The 16,614-nt window shown below is 49.7% G+C and carries 14 protein-coding genes; 8 read left to right on the top strand and 6 right to left on the bottom strand.

All coding sequences use genetic code 11. The features are described 5' to 3' along the window. Positions 1-25: 25 nt before the first annotated feature. The gene (locus tag Pan241w_RS02175; protein ID WP_145210280.1) at positions 26-1,339 is read left to right on the top strand and encodes a homoserine dehydrogenase; all 1,314 of its coding nucleotides are present in this window, start codon (positions 26-28) and stop codon (positions 1,337-1,339) included. A gap of 7 nt (positions 1,340-1,346) precedes the next feature. Here Pan241w_RS02175 and Pan241w_RS02170 read toward each other — a convergent pair whose 3' ends face one another. Both Pan241w_RS02170 and Pan241w_RS02165 read right to left on the bottom strand, forming a co-directional pair. After that, on the bottom strand, positions 1,347-2,156 hold the full coding sequence (locus tag Pan241w_RS02170) for a peptidylprolyl isomerase (protein ID WP_145210277.1): 810 nt from the start codon (positions 2,154-2,156) through the stop codon (positions 1,347-1,349). A gap of 56 nt (positions 2,157-2,212) precedes the next feature. Then, positions 2,213-3,130: a carbohydrate kinase family protein gene (locus Pan241w_RS02165; RefSeq protein WP_145210274.1), complete on the bottom strand. Its 918-nt coding sequence runs from the start codon at positions 3,128-3,130 to the stop codon at positions 2,213-2,215. A gap of 132 nt (positions 3,131-3,262) precedes the next feature. Here Pan241w_RS02165 and Pan241w_RS02160 point away from each other — a divergent pair, with 132 nt between their 5' ends. Next, positions 3,263-3,691, top strand: coding sequence for an acyl-CoA thioesterase (locus Pan241w_RS02160; RefSeq protein ID WP_145210271.1), 429 nt, complete (start codon positions 3,263-3,265; stop codon positions 3,689-3,691). Positions 3,692-3,852: 161 nt separating this feature from the next. After that, a complete protein-coding gene (locus tag Pan241w_RS02155; RefSeq protein WP_145210268.1) occupies positions 3,853-6,312 on the top strand; it encodes an ATP-binding protein in 2,460 nt (819 codons plus the stop codon). Between the two features lie 61 nt (positions 6,313-6,373). Here the strand turns inward: Pan241w_RS02155 and leuS are convergent, their stop codons facing one another. Further along, positions 6,374-9,298, bottom strand: coding sequence for a leucine--tRNA ligase (gene leuS / locus Pan241w_RS02150; RefSeq protein ID WP_145210265.1), 2,925 nt, complete (start codon positions 9,296-9,298; stop codon positions 6,374-6,376). Positions 9,299-9,615: 317 nt separating this feature from the next. Here leuS and Pan241w_RS02145 point away from each other — a divergent pair, with 317 nt between their 5' ends. Both Pan241w_RS02145 and Pan241w_RS02140 read left to right on the top strand, forming a co-directional pair. After that, a complete protein-coding gene (locus Pan241w_RS02145; protein ID WP_145210262.1) occupies positions 9,616-10,581 on the top strand; it encodes a sugar phosphate isomerase/epimerase family protein in 966 nt (321 codons plus the stop codon). 45 nt (positions 10,582-10,626) lie between these two features. Further along, the gene (locus Pan241w_RS02140) at positions 10,627-11,007 is read left to right on the top strand and encodes a DUF5658 family protein (RefSeq protein ID WP_145210260.1); all 381 of its coding nucleotides are present in this window, start codon (positions 10,627-10,629) and stop codon (positions 11,005-11,007) included. Between the two features lie 24 nt (positions 11,008-11,031). Here the strand turns inward: Pan241w_RS02140 and Pan241w_RS02135 are convergent, their stop codons facing one another. After that, positions 11,032-11,763 carry an RsmE family RNA methyltransferase gene (locus Pan241w_RS02135; RefSeq protein ID WP_145210256.1) on the bottom strand — a complete coding sequence of 244 codons (732 nt, stop codon included), beginning with the start codon at positions 11,761-11,763 and terminating at the stop codon, positions 11,032-11,034. Between the two features lie 258 nt (positions 11,764-12,021). Here Pan241w_RS02135 and Pan241w_RS02130 point away from each other — a divergent pair, with 258 nt between their 5' ends. Further along, the gene (locus tag Pan241w_RS02130; protein ID WP_198000278.1) at positions 12,022-12,858 is read left to right on the top strand and encodes an ExeA family protein; all 837 of its coding nucleotides are present in this window, start codon (positions 12,022-12,024) and stop codon (positions 12,856-12,858) included. Positions 12,859-12,908: 50 nt separating this feature from the next. After that, a complete protein-coding gene (locus Pan241w_RS02125; protein WP_145210251.1) occupies positions 12,909-13,604 on the top strand; it encodes an HAD family hydrolase in 696 nt (231 codons plus the stop codon). Here Pan241w_RS02125 and Pan241w_RS02120 read toward each other — a convergent pair. Beyond that, positions 13,601-14,287, bottom strand: a complete 687-nt coding sequence (locus Pan241w_RS02120) for an SOS response-associated peptidase (protein WP_261344285.1) — start codon at positions 14,285-14,287, stop codon at positions 13,601-13,603. The genes Pan241w_RS02125 and Pan241w_RS02120 overlap by 4 nt on opposite strands. A gap of 149 nt (positions 14,288-14,436) precedes the next feature. On the opposite strand from Pan241w_RS02120, the gene Pan241w_RS02115 reads away from it, so the two are divergent. Continuing rightward, positions 14,437-15,390 carry an aldo/keto reductase gene (locus tag Pan241w_RS02115; RefSeq protein ID WP_145210245.1) on the top strand — a complete coding sequence of 318 codons (954 nt, stop codon included), beginning with the start codon at positions 14,437-14,439 and terminating at the stop codon, positions 15,388-15,390. A 21-nt stretch (positions 15,391-15,411) separates the two neighbouring features. Here Pan241w_RS02115 and Pan241w_RS02110 read toward each other — a convergent pair whose 3' ends face one another. Then, positions 15,412-16,077, bottom strand: coding sequence for a response regulator transcription factor (locus Pan241w_RS02110; RefSeq protein ID WP_145210242.1), 666 nt, complete (start codon positions 16,075-16,077; stop codon positions 15,412-15,414). Positions 16,078-16,614: the final 537 nt, after the last annotated feature.

Raw genomic sequence — 16,614 nt, 5'->3', positions numbered from 1 at the left:
GTGTTTACAAATTCAGGAATCTGGAATGTCGTCTTCTCCTTTAAACGTGGCCATTATCGGTATGGGAACCGTTGGTACTGGTGTCGCGAAAATCTTGCTCAACCGCGCCGAACAAATGACCACACGCGCCGGCCGTCCGATTCACCTGAAGCGAGCTGTCGTGAGAGATCTTTCCAGACCACGCGAGATTGACCTGGCAGCAGAAGTACTCACCGACGATATTGAAGCGGTCATCAATGATTCCTCGATCGACGTCGTGATTCAACTCGTCGGCGGAATTGATCCGGCTTACGATATCATGTTGCGTACCCTCGAAAGCGGTAAAGATGTCGTAACCGCGAATAAAGCGCTGCTCTGCGAAAAAGGGGAAAGCCTGTTTCAACGTGCTAAAGAACTGGGACGCTGCATCAGCTTTGAAGCAGCCGTTGCAGGTGGAGTACCGTTAATCGAAACCGTGACTCAGGCGATGTCAGCCAATCAGATTACTTCGATTGAAGCCATCCTGAATGGAACCAGCAATTACATCCTGACGCAGATGTTTTCTCATAACGTGAGTTATGCAGACGCGGTCAGCAGTGCGCAGGAAATTGGATATGCAGAAGCGGATCCCGCGATGGATGTGGACGGTACTGATGCCGCCCAGAAACTGGGAATCCTGGTGCAGCTGGCACTCGGCGTCAAAGTCAACCTGGATCAGTTCCTCAGGCAGGGAATCGACTCCCTCTCTTTAGCCGATTTGCAATACGCCCATGAGCTGGGATATACCGTCAAATTACTGGCAGTCGCCAAACTGCTGGATGGCCAACTGGAAATGCATGCTCAGCCCACGCTGATCCGCAATGATAACCCCCTGGCCCATGTAGAAGACGCCTACAACAAAATCGCCCTGGAAGGGGACGCGGTGGGGAAAATCTGGCTGTCAGGCATGGGAGCAGGTCAGATGGCAACCGCTTCTGCCGTGGTGGCCAACCTGATTGATGTCGCCGTCGGCCGCGCCGCAATCACCTTCCCACGGCTGGACCTCTGGAATCCTCGCCCGGATATCAACATCATGCCCCGTGAAGAGATCTCCCGGCGCTACTTCCTGCGATTGAATGTGGAAGACCGCCCGCATGTTTTGGCAGATATCACCAATGTACTGGGAGACCACGAAATCAGCATCGCCAGCCTGGTCCAACACGAAGCGCCTGAAGTCGATCAGACCGAGGACTACCCGATTGTGCCGTTGGTAATTATGACACACCGCACCACAGAAGGCCGCTTCCAGGCAGCCAGCAGGGAGCTGGATCAACTGACTTGTATCCGAGCTCCCTTTGTGCGTATGCCGGTCAACGATTGAACCAGATCTATTCGTCTTTCTTAGCTGCTGCTTCTTTGGGTTTGTCGTCAGCGGCCTCTTTCTTCTCAGACTTTTCAGCCGCCGGTTCAGCAGGCTGCTTGTCATCCTTTGCCTCTGGTTCAGCAGTCTCAGACTTCGCATCTGTCTTAGCAGGCTCCTCTTCGACAATTGTTGCCTTGACGATGTAGTCCAGCATCGGAAACTCTTTTTTCAGGTACGCATTGCCTTCTCCCACAATTCTGCCTTGAGAGGGCCCGGGGCCACTGGGAGCGCCTTCACCATATCCGTTGTAAAGGGAATCGACCACTTCCATGCCTTCAATGACTTTTGCAAAGGGAGAGAAGCCATAATCCAAATTTGAGTTGTCACCATAATTGATAAAGAACTGAGTGGACCGAGTATCGGGACCGGCATTTGCGAAAGAGACATATCCCCGTTTATTCGATTCCACGACGGGGTCGTCTGGAATGTTATTGTCGCGCCATTTGGCATGCAAGGCAGGATCACCATTGATCCCCACCTGTGCCATGAAACCATCAAGCACGCGAAAGAAAGCACAGTTATCATAAAATCCTAATTCAACCAGTTCCTTGAATCGTGCAGCCCCTTTAGGCGACCATTCCGGATGGACTTCCAGCAAAACATCACCCTTGGTGGTTTTTAATAGGACCTGATAATCATCCGCTGATGTAGTAGACGTTCCACCTTTGGAAGCCGCCTCGGGAACTTCCGCATCTCCGCCTGTCGGAGTTTCACTGTTACATCCTACAAAATTGACTGCAACCAGACACAGCGCGAACAAAGTAAAACGTGACATTTAATATTTCCTTAAGCTATCTGAAGTAATGAAAATGTGTATGAACTCAACCTGATTTAAGTTTTCTGAAGCTCCTGACTGAGCTGTTCAAACTCGGCCCGCAGAACGGGCATCGCCCCCGCTTGACTGGCAACCAGACCTCCCACCCGATTGGCAAACAGCACCGCCTGTTCCCAGCCCCATCCTAACAGACGTCGGGAAATCAGAGCGGCGGTAAACGCATCACCGGCTCCCACCGCATCTGCCACCTCTACAGGAGTACCCGGAATATCATATTGCCGATCGTCGGCGAAAATCAAACATCCTTCCGCACCGCGCGTGATACAGATTGCGTCCACTCCATATGCCTGTTGAAGATGTAGTGCAAACGCCTGCAGGTCTTCGGCAGAAATGGCCAGCAGTTCAGATAAAACCTGCACCTCATCCTGATTCAGTTTGACAATCTTCGCTGCTGTCAACGACCGTTCAATCCAATCACGGTCGTAGTACTTCTGACGCAGATTAATATCATACACGACCAGACAGGCTGAACTCGTCGCTGCCAGACACTGATGGATTGACTCGCGCGAGTCTGCCTCACGCTGCGCCAGCGTGCCGAAGCAGACGGCTTGCGCCTGTTTCATCAACGCAGCCAGTTGGTCATTGAATTCCAAATGATCCCAGGCAACCTGCTCATGAATCGTATACTGCGGATCGTTGGCATCACTGAATTCGACGGTCACGGTTCCCGTCGGATGGGTCTCATCAATCTGGACGTACTCAGTGGAGAGCTGCTGCTGCTTTAAAAATTCAAGTAACTCTGTCCCCAATGCATCGTCCCCGACGCGGGTCACAACAGTCCCCTGACAACCCAGTTGATTCGCCTGAAAGGCAACGTTCGCCGGTGCACCGCCGGGACGTCTCTCATCACCAAAACAGTCCCACAGCAATTCACCTAAACCGATTACCAGTGGAAGCGATGTTAAATTATTCATGGAACTCTGATTCAATTCTCATTCAATTCAATTACACTAATTCAAAGCGAATGAACCGACGACTCTCATGTCGTTCACTCAGCAATTGCTCCTGTCTGGGCATACCATACCATAACCCGGGATACAAATTCCATGCATCGCATTTATGAATACCGTCATTTAGTCACCCCCGAGGAAATAGACGGGCTGGGACACGTCAATAATGTCGTTTACTTAAAATGGCTGCAGGATGCGGCGGTTGCCCACTCCACCGCCAATGGCTGGTCCGGCCGCCGTTATCGGGAAATGAAAATCGGCTGGGTGGCCAGGAGTCACTACATCGAATATTTGCAGCCCGCATTTGTGGATCAGGAAATTGTGGTTCAAACCTGGATTTCCACGCTGCAAAAAGTCAAATCCCTCCGAAAATACCGGATCATTCGGCCCACTGATTCGGAGCTGCTGGTTCGCGCAGAAACTAACTGGGCGTTTGTGAATTATGAAAATCTCACGCCACGCCGCATTCCGGAAGAAGTCGCTTCCTGTTTTTCAATCGTTCCCGAGCAAGATGAACCCGCCTGAAGATCAATCACTTTTGATTCGACGGCCAAAATCCTAGTGAAGTTTTTCCACTCAAACGTGAAATCGACGTTCCCGCATGTTACGCTATAAACAATTCCATTGCGGGCAGTTCTTGACTCGAATTCGATTTCATTTTCCTTTCTTCCAGTTCATGGTGAGCAATGACGGATCAACCCTACGAAACGCTTGGCGCATTCTATCTAGGCCGAGAATACGATCTCCCCAACGACACGATTAAAGACGACCTGGTTCTGTATGACAGCAAAGACCTGACAACGCACGCTGTCTGTGTCGGCATGACCGGCAGTGGTAAAACGGGGCTCTGTCTGTCACTTCTCGAAGAAGCTGCCATCGATGATATTCCCGTCATCGCCATCGATCCCAAAGGGGACCTGGGGAACCTGCTGCTCAACTTCCCGGAATTGAAACCCGCTGATTTTCGCCCCTGGATCGAAGAAAGTGAAGCAGTCCGCAAAGGGAAAACGCCGGATGAATATGCCCGCTGGACAGCCGACCTCTGGAAAAAAGGATTAGCCGACTGGCAACAGGACGGCGACCGGATTCAGCGGCTGTGCTCTGCTGTCGACATGGCCATCTACACACCAGGCAGCAACGCCGGTTTACCGATCTCTGTTTTAAAATCGTTCGATGCACCCAGTGATGCTGTTTTGAAGGACAGCGATGCCTTTCGAGATCGGATCATGTCAGCTGTTTCAGGCTTATTAGCATTACTCAAAATCAATGCAGACCCGATCAACAGCCGCGAACATATTCTGCTCTCGAACATACTCAGCAGTGCCTGGAAAGAAAAACGCAATCTCTCCATCGCCAGTCTGATCCAGGAAATCCAGGTTCCACCGTTTGATAAGATCGGCTTCCTGGATCTGGAAACGTTTTATCCTTCGAAAGATCGTCTGCAGCTCTCAATGCAACTCAATAACCTGCTGGCTTCTCCGGGATTTGAAGCCTGGATGGAGGGAGAGGCATTGAACATCGAAAATCTGCTCATGACGAAACAGGGAAAACCACGTATTTCCATTCTCTCAATCGCCCACTTGTCCGAATCAGAGCGTATGTTTTTCGTGACGGTCTTGCTCAATGAGGTGCTGGCCTGGGTTCGAAGTCAGTCGGGAACATCAAGCCTGCGAGCGATTTTATATATGGATGAAGTCTTCGGCTACTTTCCTCCCACCGCGAATCCCCCTTCCAAAACACCGATGCTGACACTGCTGAAACAAGCCCGCGCTTTTGGATTGGGGGTCGTACTCTCAACACAAAACCCGGTCGACCTCGACTATAAAGGCCTCTCCAATACGGGAACCTGGTTCATCGGTCGCCTGCAGACCGAACGGGACAAAGCACGCGTTCTGGACGGACTGGAAAGCGCGTCCGGTTCCGCCGGCAGTCAGTTACATCGTCAAGAGATGGAAGCGATTCTGTCTGACTTGGGAAGCCGCGTCTTCTTGTTACACAATGTCCATGAAAATGCACCCGTCGTATTCCACACGAGATGGGCCCTCTCTTATCTCCGCGGCCCACTCACGCGCACACAGATCAAAGAGCTGATGGAACCCCGCAAGGAGGCACTTGCCGAATCCGCAACAGAATCAACGACGACTGCGCCAACGATCGCCACCGTCACAAAACAGAGCCCGAGTCAGCCGCCATTAATTCCCCTTGATATCAAACAGCGAATTTTCACCGCTTCCACATTGTTGCCTCAAGGGAGCCGTCTCGTGTATCGTCCCGGCATCATCGGCCTGGCAAAACTAAGATATGCTGACGCCAAGTCGAAAGTTGATCTCTGGCAGGACGTCGCCATGCTGACCACAATTACGGGCACACTTCCCGAATCACTCTGGGAAGAAGCCGTATCCATTCCCCCTGGTAATCTGGAGTATGACAATGAACCCGCTGCACAAGCACAATTTGCTGAAGTCGATAGCGCACTGACACGGAAGACACAATACAAAACCTGGGAAAAGAATTTAAAAACGTATCTCTACCAGGAACGTTCTTTGAACCTGTGGTTCAGTGCGGACCCCAAACTCTATTCGGATCCTGAAGAAAACGAAGCCGCGTTTCGCGCCCGACTCAAACAACTGATGCGTGAAGAACGCGATTTGCAGATTGAAAAATTGCGCACAAAATATGCGTCCAAATTTGAAACGATTAAAAACCGCATCCGAACTGCCGAAGAGCGTGTAGCACGTGAAGAATCTCAATACAGCGATAAAAAGCTGAGTACCTTCCTTTCAATCGGCACGACCATATTCGGCGCCATCATGGGCCGAAAAGTCGCCAGCGCGACCAATGTTCGCAAAGCTTCTACTGCAGCGCGCAACGTGGGCCGTGCCGCCAAAGAACACGGCGACATTGGTCGCGCCAAGGAAGCACTGGAAGTGCAACAGCAAAAATACGCGGACCTCGAAGACCAGTTCCAACAGGAATTAGATAAACTGGCAGAGCCCATTCATCCTGAAGACCTCGAAATCGAAGAATACCCGGTCCGGCCGCGCAAGTCAGACCTGATGGTAAATGAAGTGGCATTCGCCTGGCTCCCCTGGTCCGTCGATGCGACCGGCATCAGCCAGCCACTCTATCGACTGGACGGAGAATAACACGAGATGTGTAAAACAAAACAGGAGCGACGCCATTCACGCTTCGCTCCTGTTTGAAAGCTTATTTTACCACAAAGTTAATCATGCGGCCTGGGATCACGACTGCTTTTACAATCGTTTTTCCTTCCAGGTACTTGGCGATGGTCTCGTCCTGCTCAGCTGCCTGCTGCATCGCTGCCTGATCGGCGTCGGCTGCGATGGAAACTTTGGAGCGTAACTTTCCGTTGACCTGCACCGGTATTTCGACAACCGACTCCTGCAATAATGCTTCGTCGTATTGAGGCCACGACTGATAGGCCAACGAGCCGGTATGCCCCAACACACTCCAGAGTTCTTCTGCAATATGTGGTGCAAACGGCGAAAGAAGTAACACAAAGTCAGACAAGACAGACTTCGATCGAACTTTCTGCTGTCCCATCGCATTCGTGAATTCCATCATGCGGCTGATCGCCGTATTGAAGGATAATTTCTCGATGTCCTCAGTGACGGCTTTGATCGTTTTGTGCAAAATCCGTAACTGTTCTTCGGCCGGTGGCTCTTCCGAAACCGCTTCATTCAATATGACTTCTTCAGCGCGTTCCTCAATCATCAACCGCCAGACACGACCGAGAAATCGACTGACTCCTTCCACGCCGCTCATGCTCCAGGGTTTCGTTGCTTCCAACGGCCCCATAAACATCTCATACATGCGTAAGGCATCGGCACCGTACTGTTCGACCACAAAGTCCGGATTCACAACGTTGCCCCGTGACTTCGACATCTTATGAGCGCGGCTATTCACAAAAATGGTGGGATCATCCACAAGTACAAAATCTTCACCCTGTTTTTGCACCTGATCCGAAGTTAAGCTGATGCTATTCACGGGCTTGCCCGAAGCTGTCTCGATCCACTTTGTTTCGGACTCATCCGATTCTTCAACTTCCTTGGAAGAGACCCAGGCACCCTCTGTCGTCTGAAAGCCCGTCAATTCGACATCGCCTAAAATCATGCCCTGATTGACTAACTTCTGGAATGGTTCGGGGCAGGTCACAAAGCCACGGTCAAACAATACCTGATGCCAGAAACGGGCATAGAGCAAATGCAACACCGCATGCTCACCACCACCAATATAAAGGTCCACGGGCAACCAGTTTTTTTCGTTCTCCGGATCAATAAAACATTCGTTATTCTTCGGATCTGCGAACCGTAAATAATACCAGCACGAACCCGCCCATTGCGGCATACTGTTGACTTCACGATATAAACGGGTTCCGTCGCTATCGGTTTTATACAACCATTCGTCCGGTGCGACAGAAAGCGGGGGATCGGGTGTTCCAGCCGGCTTGAATTCTTTCAACTCGGGAAGTTCAACGGGCAAACTCTCTTCCGAATCAGCACGCATTAAACCGGTGATCTTGCCATCCGCATCCAATTCATGCCAGATCGGAAATGGCTCACCCCAGAAATGCTGGCGACTGAAGAGCCAGTCCCGCAAACGATAGTTAACGGCGCCTTTCCCAACACCCTGCTCGACCAAATTCGCGGTGATCTGTTTTTTGAAGTCCGCGGTTGGTGTGCCGTCAAATTCACCAGAATTGATAGCTGTCCCCAAGCCGGAAAACGGTGTTCGTTTTTCTCCTTCAATTTCCGTTTCGAGTGCCAACTCGTCTTTCGAAGGCTCATACCCGGCCGGTGGTTCGACAACGGGAATGATCGGCAAGTGAAACTCAACAGCAAATTCCCAGTCGCGCAAATCATGCGCAGGAACCGCCATGATCGCCCCCGTCCCGTAGCTGATCAAAACATAGTCGGCAATCCAGACCGGAACTTTCTCGCCATTCACTGGATTCACCGCATAGCTGCCGGTAAAGACGCCTGTTTTTTCTTTCGCCAAATCGGTCCGATCCAAATCGCTTTTGAGTGCGGCCTGCTTCCGGTATGCTTCAACGGCGGCTTTCTGGTCAGCAACCGTTAACCGATCCACAAATGGATGCTCCGGCGACAACACCATGTAGGTGGCACCATACAAAGTATCCGGGCGGGTTGTATAAACCCGCAAGACATCTTCTTCAGACTCTTCCGGAAAACCGGATTCAGCCCGCGCCGTTTGCCAGTCTGCAAATGCCTGATCCAAATCTGAACCAGACTCTTCAGAACCAATAAAGAAATCGAGTTCTGCCCCTTCGCTGCGACCGATCCAGTTTTTTTGCAACGACTTGATTGAGTCCGACCAGTCCAACCCTTCGAGACCATCAATCAAGCGGTCGCCGTATTTTGTGATACGGAGCATCCACTGGCGTAACGGAATGCGTTCGACCGGGTGGCCTCCACGTTCGCTCTTGCCGTCGATAATTTCTTCGTTCGCTAACACGGTTCCCAAAGCAGGGCACCAGTTCACGGGCGCTTCATGCTGATAGGCTAACCGCTGGCGGTCCTGATATCGGCGGGTCGTTTCTTCCCCCGCTGCTTTTACTTTTTCAGGAATCGGCAATTCGCTGATCGGCCGGGCTCGCCCCACGCGTTGTTTGCCATCGGGGCCCGTCCATTCACAGTCACTGTCAAACCAGGAATGAAATAACTGGAGAAAGATCCATTGCGTCCAGCGGAAGTAGTCCGGATCGGTGGTCGAAAATTCGCGGCTCCAGTCGTAACTGAAACCCAACATCTTTAACTGGCGACGGAATGTATCGATATTCTTCTGCGTCGTGATTCGGGGGGGAGTGCCTGTCTTGATTGCGTGTTGCTCGGCGGGTAACCCAAAAGCATCCCAACCCATCGGATGCAAGACCTGCTTGCCCTGCATACGGGCATGCCGACAGACAATATCGGTCGCCGTATAGCCTTCGGGATGACCCACGTGTAAACCATCGCCCGACGGGTAAGGGAACATATCCAGCACATAGAGCTTGTCTTTACCCTCAACGAATTCGCCTGTCTTGAATGTTTCGTGCTGGTCCCAAAAGGTTTGCCATTTGGTTTCAATCCGCTTGGCGTCGTAACGAGGCATTGTGTCCGGTCTTCCTAAATAGGTCATGGGCACCAAGGCCCGGTCAATAATGATTTACAGCAATTTGATTTACAGTCTGACAGGGTTCATTCCCCGGCCGCACATCGTAACAAACAGACAGGTAAACTGTCAGTGTTATCTTTAGCAATAGAGTAAGTTTAGCCATCCTCAGAAACTTTGCAATTCTGCCTGTTTTTGATATCGAGGGTTTCTTTACAGTCTATGATTTGTCAAAATGGGAGCTCCTCGATTCTGAACTTACCCGTTACCAGTATCAGCGCATTCCTATTATTCGGCTTAGTCCTGGAGTAAACATAATGGCAGTTAATTCACCCTCTCCGTTCGAACAGGAATCCCATCGACGTGACTTCCTGAAAACATCATCTTTGTGGAGCTTGGGAGCACTGACTGCAGGCTCATTGATCACAGACACGACAATGGCAGCAGGAGTTCAGGACAAAAAAGCATCTGAAAAACTCAAACTGAGCCTGGCCGCCTATTCTTTTCATCGCTACCTGAAACAAAGCTGGCCCAAACCACGTCCTAAAAAGATTCCCGCGACGATGGATATTCAGGATTTCGTCCGCTACTGCGGAAAGTTGAAACTCGATGGTTGCGAATTGACCAGTTACTATTTTCCCAACCCGGTCAGCGATGATTATCTGAAACAGACACGCGATCTCGCCGGTTCTCTGGGACTGGAAGTTTCGGGCACCGCCATTGGTAACGATTTCTGCCTTCCCCAAGGAGCTGCCCGAGATGAGCAACTGGAAATGACGCGGAAGTGGATCGATTATTCTGCAATTCTGGGCGCGCCAGTCATTCGTATCTTTGCAGGCCGAGTGCCTAAGGGAGGCAACGAAGCCGAAGCGATTCGCATGTGCCAGAAAGGCATCAATGAATCGCTGAAATATGCCGAGAAGAAAGGTGTCAGCCTGGCACTTGAAAATCATGGCGGCATCACATCGACTCCGGAACAGATGATGCGAATCATTGATGGCGTCAACAAATCACCCAATTTCGGGATCAACTTCGACAGTGGAAACTTCCGCACAGAACACCCGTATGAAGATCTTGCCAAAATTGCGCCACTGGCAATCAACGCCCAGATCAAAGTGGAAATGGGAGTACGTGGAAAAGAAGTGCCCGCGGATATTCCGCGGATCGTTAAAATTTTGAAAGACGCACACTACAAAAACTTCATTGTGCTGGAATATGAAGCCAAAGAAGAACCCAAGGAAGCGATTCCCGGCTATATTAAACAACTGCGGAAACTTGTTTGAGGCACTCTGTTTTCAATTTCAGTTACCGTTTAGTAAGAGACGATCATGGAAGAAGCTCAGCCTGAACCCCCTGAACAGGAAAAAGGACGCTCGTTCTGGAGCCATCAATTGCCTCTGGAACGAGAGACCTGTGTCTTTATTCTGGTCAATGCGTTAGACGTGTTCATGACCTATCTACTGCTGGTGACAGGTGGCTTCAGAGAATCCAACCAGCTTGCCAACTTTTTTATCGCGCGCTGGGGTATCAAAGGCATGGTGTACTTTAAGTTCGCCCTGGTTGCAGTTGTCACCGTGATCGCACAAATTGTTGCCAGAAAAAAAATGACGACGGGTCGTAATCTGCTCAACTTTGGTTCTTTGATTGTTGCTGGCGTCGTGATTTACAGTTTTGTGCTATTTCTCCGCTCAGGGCACATGTTTCAATGACCTGATGCAGCCTGTAGACCAGGATTACTCTGTTTGCATGGTGGTGAGGCGCACCAACCCGGCGAATAAAATCGCAGCGGTTTCAATTCGTAAAATGGCCTCACCCAGTTTGACCGGTGACGCCCCTCGATCCAACGCGGCCTGAAGTTCTTCAGAAGAAAAGCCTCCTTCTGGTCCGATCAATAGAATCACGGAACTCGTGGCTGCATCTATCAAAGTGGAGTTTAACAAATCTAACGGGCTACCAGATGGGTCTGCAATCAATATACGATGACCGGTCTGGCTGACTTCTTCCAGAAACTCATCCCATTTCTGTAGCGGAGCCAAATCCATCAGCCGCGTCTGGCCCGATTGTTTCGCGGCAGCGACGATCGTTTGTTGTAATTTTTTCAATCGATTCTCGCCTGGATCAACACTACTACGTTCCGTGATCAAAGGCACCAGCCTGCTGACGCCCAATTCCGTCGCCTTCTCTACCAGCCAGCGAAAGCGGTCTCCCTTGGGAACTGCGGTCGCTAATATCACTGGTATCTGGGAATTTGCCTGCGATTCGCGTCGCGCGGTGACTTTGACTTCAACCGTTTTTCGCGTCGTGTTCGTAATCACCGCGTCTGCTTCCGCCCCCGTCCCATTAAAGACTTCCACAGAATCACCGACCCGCAGTCGTAAAACGTGCAGAAAATGGTGCGCTTCACTACCTTCTATAAGGAGAAAATCCGGGGCAAAAGAACCTTCAACGTAAAATCGGTGGGGCATAAAATTATTTCAAGCTCTTCAAAATACGTAAGTTGAGGAAAAAAAGAACAGACGGACGGGGTTCGGTCATGCCGATGACACCGAAAGACCGATTTTAACAATAAGGGGAGTTTCGAGTCCAGAAGATGGTTGTCACCAATACTTTGGCACGATGCTCCCCATTGATGGATGGTATCTCGCTCCGTGTGCTTTCTGCAAGGAGCAGAGAATCTGAACACATCGGTTCTAACTCAAAAGACAACAGGTCAAAAGCGAATCATGTATTGCGATTTCTGGAATTTGTCACAAGCACCGTTCGACCAACAATTGGATCTGGAATACTTTTTTGAAAGTGAATTCCACGAGGAAGCGCTGGCCCGCTTATTGTTTGTGGCAGAAGAGCAAAAGAAATGCGCCGTGTTCACAGGCCCTGAAGGAACGGGCAAGTCGTTTACACTCAAGGTTTTCGAGACGATCCTGAAAAGAAGCCCCTATCAGTGTGAATCGATTGATCTATTCGGCCTGGGAGAAGAAGAATTCCTCTGGCAGCTCTGTGCGCAATTACGCCTGGGACCCGCATATACCACTCAGTTGCCTCAGCTCTGGCGACAATTGACTGATTACCTGATGGGACTGCAACTGACGCAGGGCCGCTTGATTCTGCTTCTGGACCATGTTGATCAGAGCCGCGCCGAATGTCTGAAATCAATTGAACGCTTGCTGCACACCGGAAATCAACGATTTCCTTCATTAACAATCGTGACGGCATTAGAGAATCTGAATTCCGGGGAAGCGGCAGCTGTCTCTCAATTCTCAGACTTGGCGATTGAACTCGGACCATTTGATCAGGAAACAACAGAAAATTATATCAGGTATCGCCTGAATTGTTCGGGTTGTTCCAAATCCCCTTTCACGGCTGACGCATTTCGAGAAATTCAAAAAGCGACCGAAGGAATACCAGAGAATATCAATCAAATCTGTGATCTGGCCTTGTTGGCGGGATACGAACAAAACCTGCAGGAAATTGACTCAGATGTGATCACCAGAGCAGGATTTGAAATAAAAGGCACGTCCCATACAACAAACCGCATTTCCGAAGTCATGCATGGTGTATAGAATAGTGGTGACAACAACCACTTTCATCACTTTTGAATCACTGGCGGAAAATGCATATTTGTCTGTTTGATATTGATGGCACATTGATCGATACCGGTGGTGCCGGACAACGATCGATCCTGCATATGCTGGAAGAAGAATTTCAGGTTTCTGCGCCCGTGGAAGGCATTCCGACAGCCGGGCGAACGGACCATGCCATCATGGTGGATCTCTTCGAATACTTTGGCATTCCGAATACCAGCCAGAATCGGCAACGCTTTGAATCCGCCTATCTCAAACTGCTTGCCGAAAAACTGAAAGAACGGCAAGGCCGCGTCTTGCCGGGCATCAAACCGATCCTGGAACAACTGTCCCAGCACACGCACATCGACCTCGGTCTACTGACCGGCAATTTTGAACATGGTGCCCGTCAGAAGCTGGAACACTACGACCTGAATCACTTCTTTGAATTCGGTGCGTATGGAGATCATCACGCCGATCGAAATGACGTGGCACACGAGGCAATCAAACAGATCCAACAACGCCACACCTCCGAGTCATTGACAGAAACTTCGATCTGGGTGATTGGAGATACGCCCAGCGATATTTACTGTGCGCGGGCGATTGGCGCCAAAGTGATTGCCGTCGCGACCGGTGTTTACCCGCTGGAAGAACTCCGCGCATGTGAACCAGACTACCTGTTTGAGCATTTCGAAGAAATCGAACCCCTTCTCTCACTCTTCGCGGCCCCCGAAACAGCTGACTAAAACAGCGTTTTCTGTTCCTGAATTGGCGCGATGCATTCCGGGGAATCATGGGCAACTTTATTCACATGGGAGCTGACAGGAAAAACCTGCATCTCCTCTGCGGGATAGGTCTGAAGTAACCGCTCCAACTGAGGAATGGGAGTGGTATCCGCACTCAGCCAACGCTCATATTGTTCCGGGCGCAGAATCACGGGCATGCGGGGGTGAATGGATTCCAACAGCGCATTGGCGGCCGTCGTCAATACAGAGCAGGTTTCCAGCTCTGTTCCGTCAGGGCTGTGCCACTGCTCCCAGATCCCTGCCATCGCAAACAGAGGTGCCTCATTGATTCGGACACACATCGCTTGCTTCGAACGATTCCCGGCACTCTTCCATTCATAAAATCCGTTAGCGGGAATCAGGCACCTGCGATAGCGAAATGCATTCTTGAATGCCGGCTTAGAGGACGCCGTTTCTGAGCGGGCGTTAATCATTGCCTGCCCCGGCGCAGGATCTTTCATCCAGCTGGGAATCAGCCCCCATTGAAAATGGTTCACGTTAAAACCGTCCTGGCCTCTGGTCATTGCCAGCACTGGCTGAGAAGGTGCAATGTTGAAACGGGGAGAGATTCGCGGAAAATTGACCATGTGAAATAATTTCATGATCTCTTCGTCAGGTGAAAATAAGAAAAACCGTGCACACATAATCTCGATTCGCCTTCACTTGTTTCGTGCAAACAATATGATGTTCTCTAAGCCAACGGTACACTATCATAGCTCGTTCTGGGCTGAATCTCCATTCATCCACTACAAGACATGACGCTACTCTATAATCTCCTACAGGAACTGATGCCATGACTGCCTTGCGAACTATTGGAAATACAAATATTCAAGTGACCCCCATCGCGATGGGCTGCTGGCCGATTTCCGGCGTTACGAGTGTTGATGTAACTGAAGAGGCAAGCCTGGCGACCTTGAATGCAGCTTTTGAATCAGGCATCAACTTTTTCGATACCGCCTATTGCTACGGTTATGAGGGAGAAAGTGAGCGTCTGATCGCGAAAGCTCTGGGAGAAAAACGAGATCAAATTGTGATTGCCACAAAGGGTGGCATTCACTGGTCCGACAGGAAACAGGTTCGCAATGCCTCACCCGCCAGAATCAAACAGGAATGCGATGAAAGTCTGTCGCGTCTGAATACAGACAGGGTAGAGCTCTATTATTTACACGGACCTGACCCCGAAATTCCTGTCAGTGAATCAGCGGGGGCGTTTAAAGAACTGCTGGAGGCCGGAAAAATACTTTCGGTCGGCGTCTCAAATTTTACTCTGGAACAACTACAAGAGTTCGCTGCTGTCTGCCCGATCTCAGCGTATCAACCACGGTATAATATGCTGCAGCGTGAGATTGAACTAGATCGTCTCCCCTGGTGCATTGAGAATCAGGTCTCTGTGATGGTTTATTGGCCGCTGATGAAAGGATTACTGGCCGGCAAACTTTCCCGCGATCATCAATTCGCCCCCGAAGATGGACGGCAAAAGTATCCCATGTTTCATGGCGAAGAATGGGAAAAAAACCAGAACTTTCTGGATGAGTTACGAATGTTGGCAAGAGACTTGAATCATACGGTAGCTCAGGTTGTCATACGCTGGACGATTCAGCAGACAGGAATTACGTGTGCGTTATGTGGCGCTAAGCGCCCTGAGCAGATTATCGAAAATGCGGAAACCATGAACTTTGAACTATCGGACTCGCAAACGGAGTCAATCAATCGTCTGATTCAAAAACGTGGTCCGATTGACTCCTGAGTATCAAAAAACAGCTCCTGTTTAAGGAAGAGTCAATCCTTCGCGAATCGAATAGCGAGCAAGTTCAACGCGATCATGAATTCCCAGCTTGTGCATGATTCGGTATTTGTGACTGTCGATTGATTTTTCAGAAAGATGCATAGAGCGTGCGACTTCTTTGACACTCTTCCCCCGTGCCAGATGCCGAAGCACTTCGATTTGCCGAGAGGTCAGTGATGCCAACATACTTTCTGATTGGATCGAATACCGATTCTTTTTATGATCGAAAATCAACCGTTCCTGAACGGATTGCGAAAAACAATATTCACCCCGAGCCGCTTTTTTGATGGCGTGAATCAAAGATTCAATTGGCTCACCCTTCAACAAATAACCGACCGCATTTACCCTGAGCGCCAATTCAATAAAGATATCGGAGAGATAACCGGTAAGAAAAATCATTTTGGTGTTCTTCAAGCGGGATGAAATTTCTTCGCCAATATCAAACGAACCGCGTCCTGGCAACTCAACATCCAAAATCACAACATCCGGTTCCGTTTCAAGAATCAGAGCCAGACCATCATCGGCATTAGTCGCCGTCCCGACGACTTCAATATCTGAGTCTCGTTGAAATCGTGTCACCAATGAATCAACGAGCATCAAGTGGTCATCGACTAAAACGACGCGGATTGTATCTGTTGAAGTAAGCATGCTGGCCCCCGGAAAAAATAAGTGCTAGAAATTATAGATATCAATTAACTAATGGTTCAATCTACTTTCCACCATTGTCTATTTATTATTAGCCCCTTCCAATATCTCTCTGCATTTCTTAGAGAGTTCATGTACGTCACTCGTAACGGATTCAACTAATGGATCTAATTCTTTTAATATGCCAGCTAACTCTGACTCAATATTCTTGGAGGGCAATGCCCCAAGGCAATCGTGTTGACACTGTAAAATGGTCAAGAAGTTATTCAATCGATGACATGTAGTACGGACATCTTGAGCGAACTCAAAGTGATCTTGTTGAAATGATTGTGCCATTGGCATTTGCGCTTTTGCTAGATAACACGGCAGCTATTTAATTATATCAGCATGTAGGAAGAAAGAACTGAACGAGTTTCTCGATCTTACTTCTGAGAAATGATGAATAAAGTATTATTGAAATGATAATACGATTTCTTCGTATCATAAGAAGAGACAGACGAATCATCAGTTAGACTTTCTACCTGCCATTCTTATCACACA

It is taken from the genome of Gimesia alba (genome assembly GCF_007744675.1).
Lineage (GTDB): Bacteria > Planctomycetota > Planctomycetia > Planctomycetales > Planctomycetaceae > Gimesia > Gimesia alba.
This window is presented reverse-complemented; position numbering and strand designations above follow the sequence as displayed.

What these genes read in the sequence shown, in the direction of transcription:
- Pan241w_RS02175 (WP_145210280.1), top strand. Translation starts at nt 26, where the DNA reads ATGTCGTCTTCTCCTTTAAACGTGGCCATTATCGGTATGGGAACCGTT.
- Pan241w_RS02170 (WP_145210277.1), bottom strand. Translation starts at nt 2,156, where the DNA reads ATGTCACGTTTTACTTTGTTCGCGCTGTGTCTGGTTGCAGTCAATTTT.
- Pan241w_RS02165 (WP_145210274.1), bottom strand. Translation starts at nt 3,130, where the DNA reads ATGAATAATTTAACATCGCTTCCACTGGTAATCGGTTTAGGTGAATTG.
- Pan241w_RS02160 (WP_145210271.1), top strand. Translation starts at nt 3,263, where the DNA reads ATGCATCGCATTTATGAATACCGTCATTTAGTCACCCCCGAGGAAATA.
- Pan241w_RS02155 (WP_145210268.1), top strand. Translation starts at nt 3,853, where the DNA reads ATGACGGATCAACCCTACGAAACGCTTGGCGCATTCTATCTAGGCCGA.
- leuS (WP_145210265.1), bottom strand. Translation starts at nt 9,298, where the DNA reads ATGCCTCGTTACGACGCCAAGCGGATTGAAACCAAATGGCAAACCTTT.
- Pan241w_RS02145 (WP_145210262.1), top strand. Translation starts at nt 9,616, where the DNA reads ATGGCAGTTAATTCACCCTCTCCGTTCGAACAGGAATCCCATCGACGT.
- Pan241w_RS02140 (WP_145210260.1), top strand. Translation starts at nt 10,627, where the DNA reads ATGGAAGAAGCTCAGCCTGAACCCCCTGAACAGGAAAAAGGACGCTCG.
- Pan241w_RS02135 (WP_145210256.1), bottom strand. Translation starts at nt 11,763, where the DNA reads ATGCCCCACCGATTTTACGTTGAAGGTTCTTTTGCCCCGGATTTTCTC.
- Pan241w_RS02130 (WP_198000278.1), top strand. Translation starts at nt 12,022, where the DNA reads ATGTATTGCGATTTCTGGAATTTGTCACAAGCACCGTTCGACCAACAA.
- Pan241w_RS02125 (WP_145210251.1), top strand. Translation starts at nt 12,909, where the DNA reads ATGCATATTTGTCTGTTTGATATTGATGGCACATTGATCGATACCGGT.
- Pan241w_RS02120 (WP_261344285.1), bottom strand. Translation starts at nt 14,287, where the DNA reads ATGTGTGCACGGTTTTTCTTATTTTCACCTGACGAAGAGATCATGAAA.
- Pan241w_RS02115 (WP_145210245.1), top strand. Translation starts at nt 14,437, where the DNA reads ATGACTGCCTTGCGAACTATTGGAAATACAAATATTCAAGTGACCCCC.
- Pan241w_RS02110 (WP_145210242.1), bottom strand. Translation starts at nt 16,077, where the DNA reads ATGCTTACTTCAACAGATACAATCCGCGTCGTTTTAGTCGATGACCAC.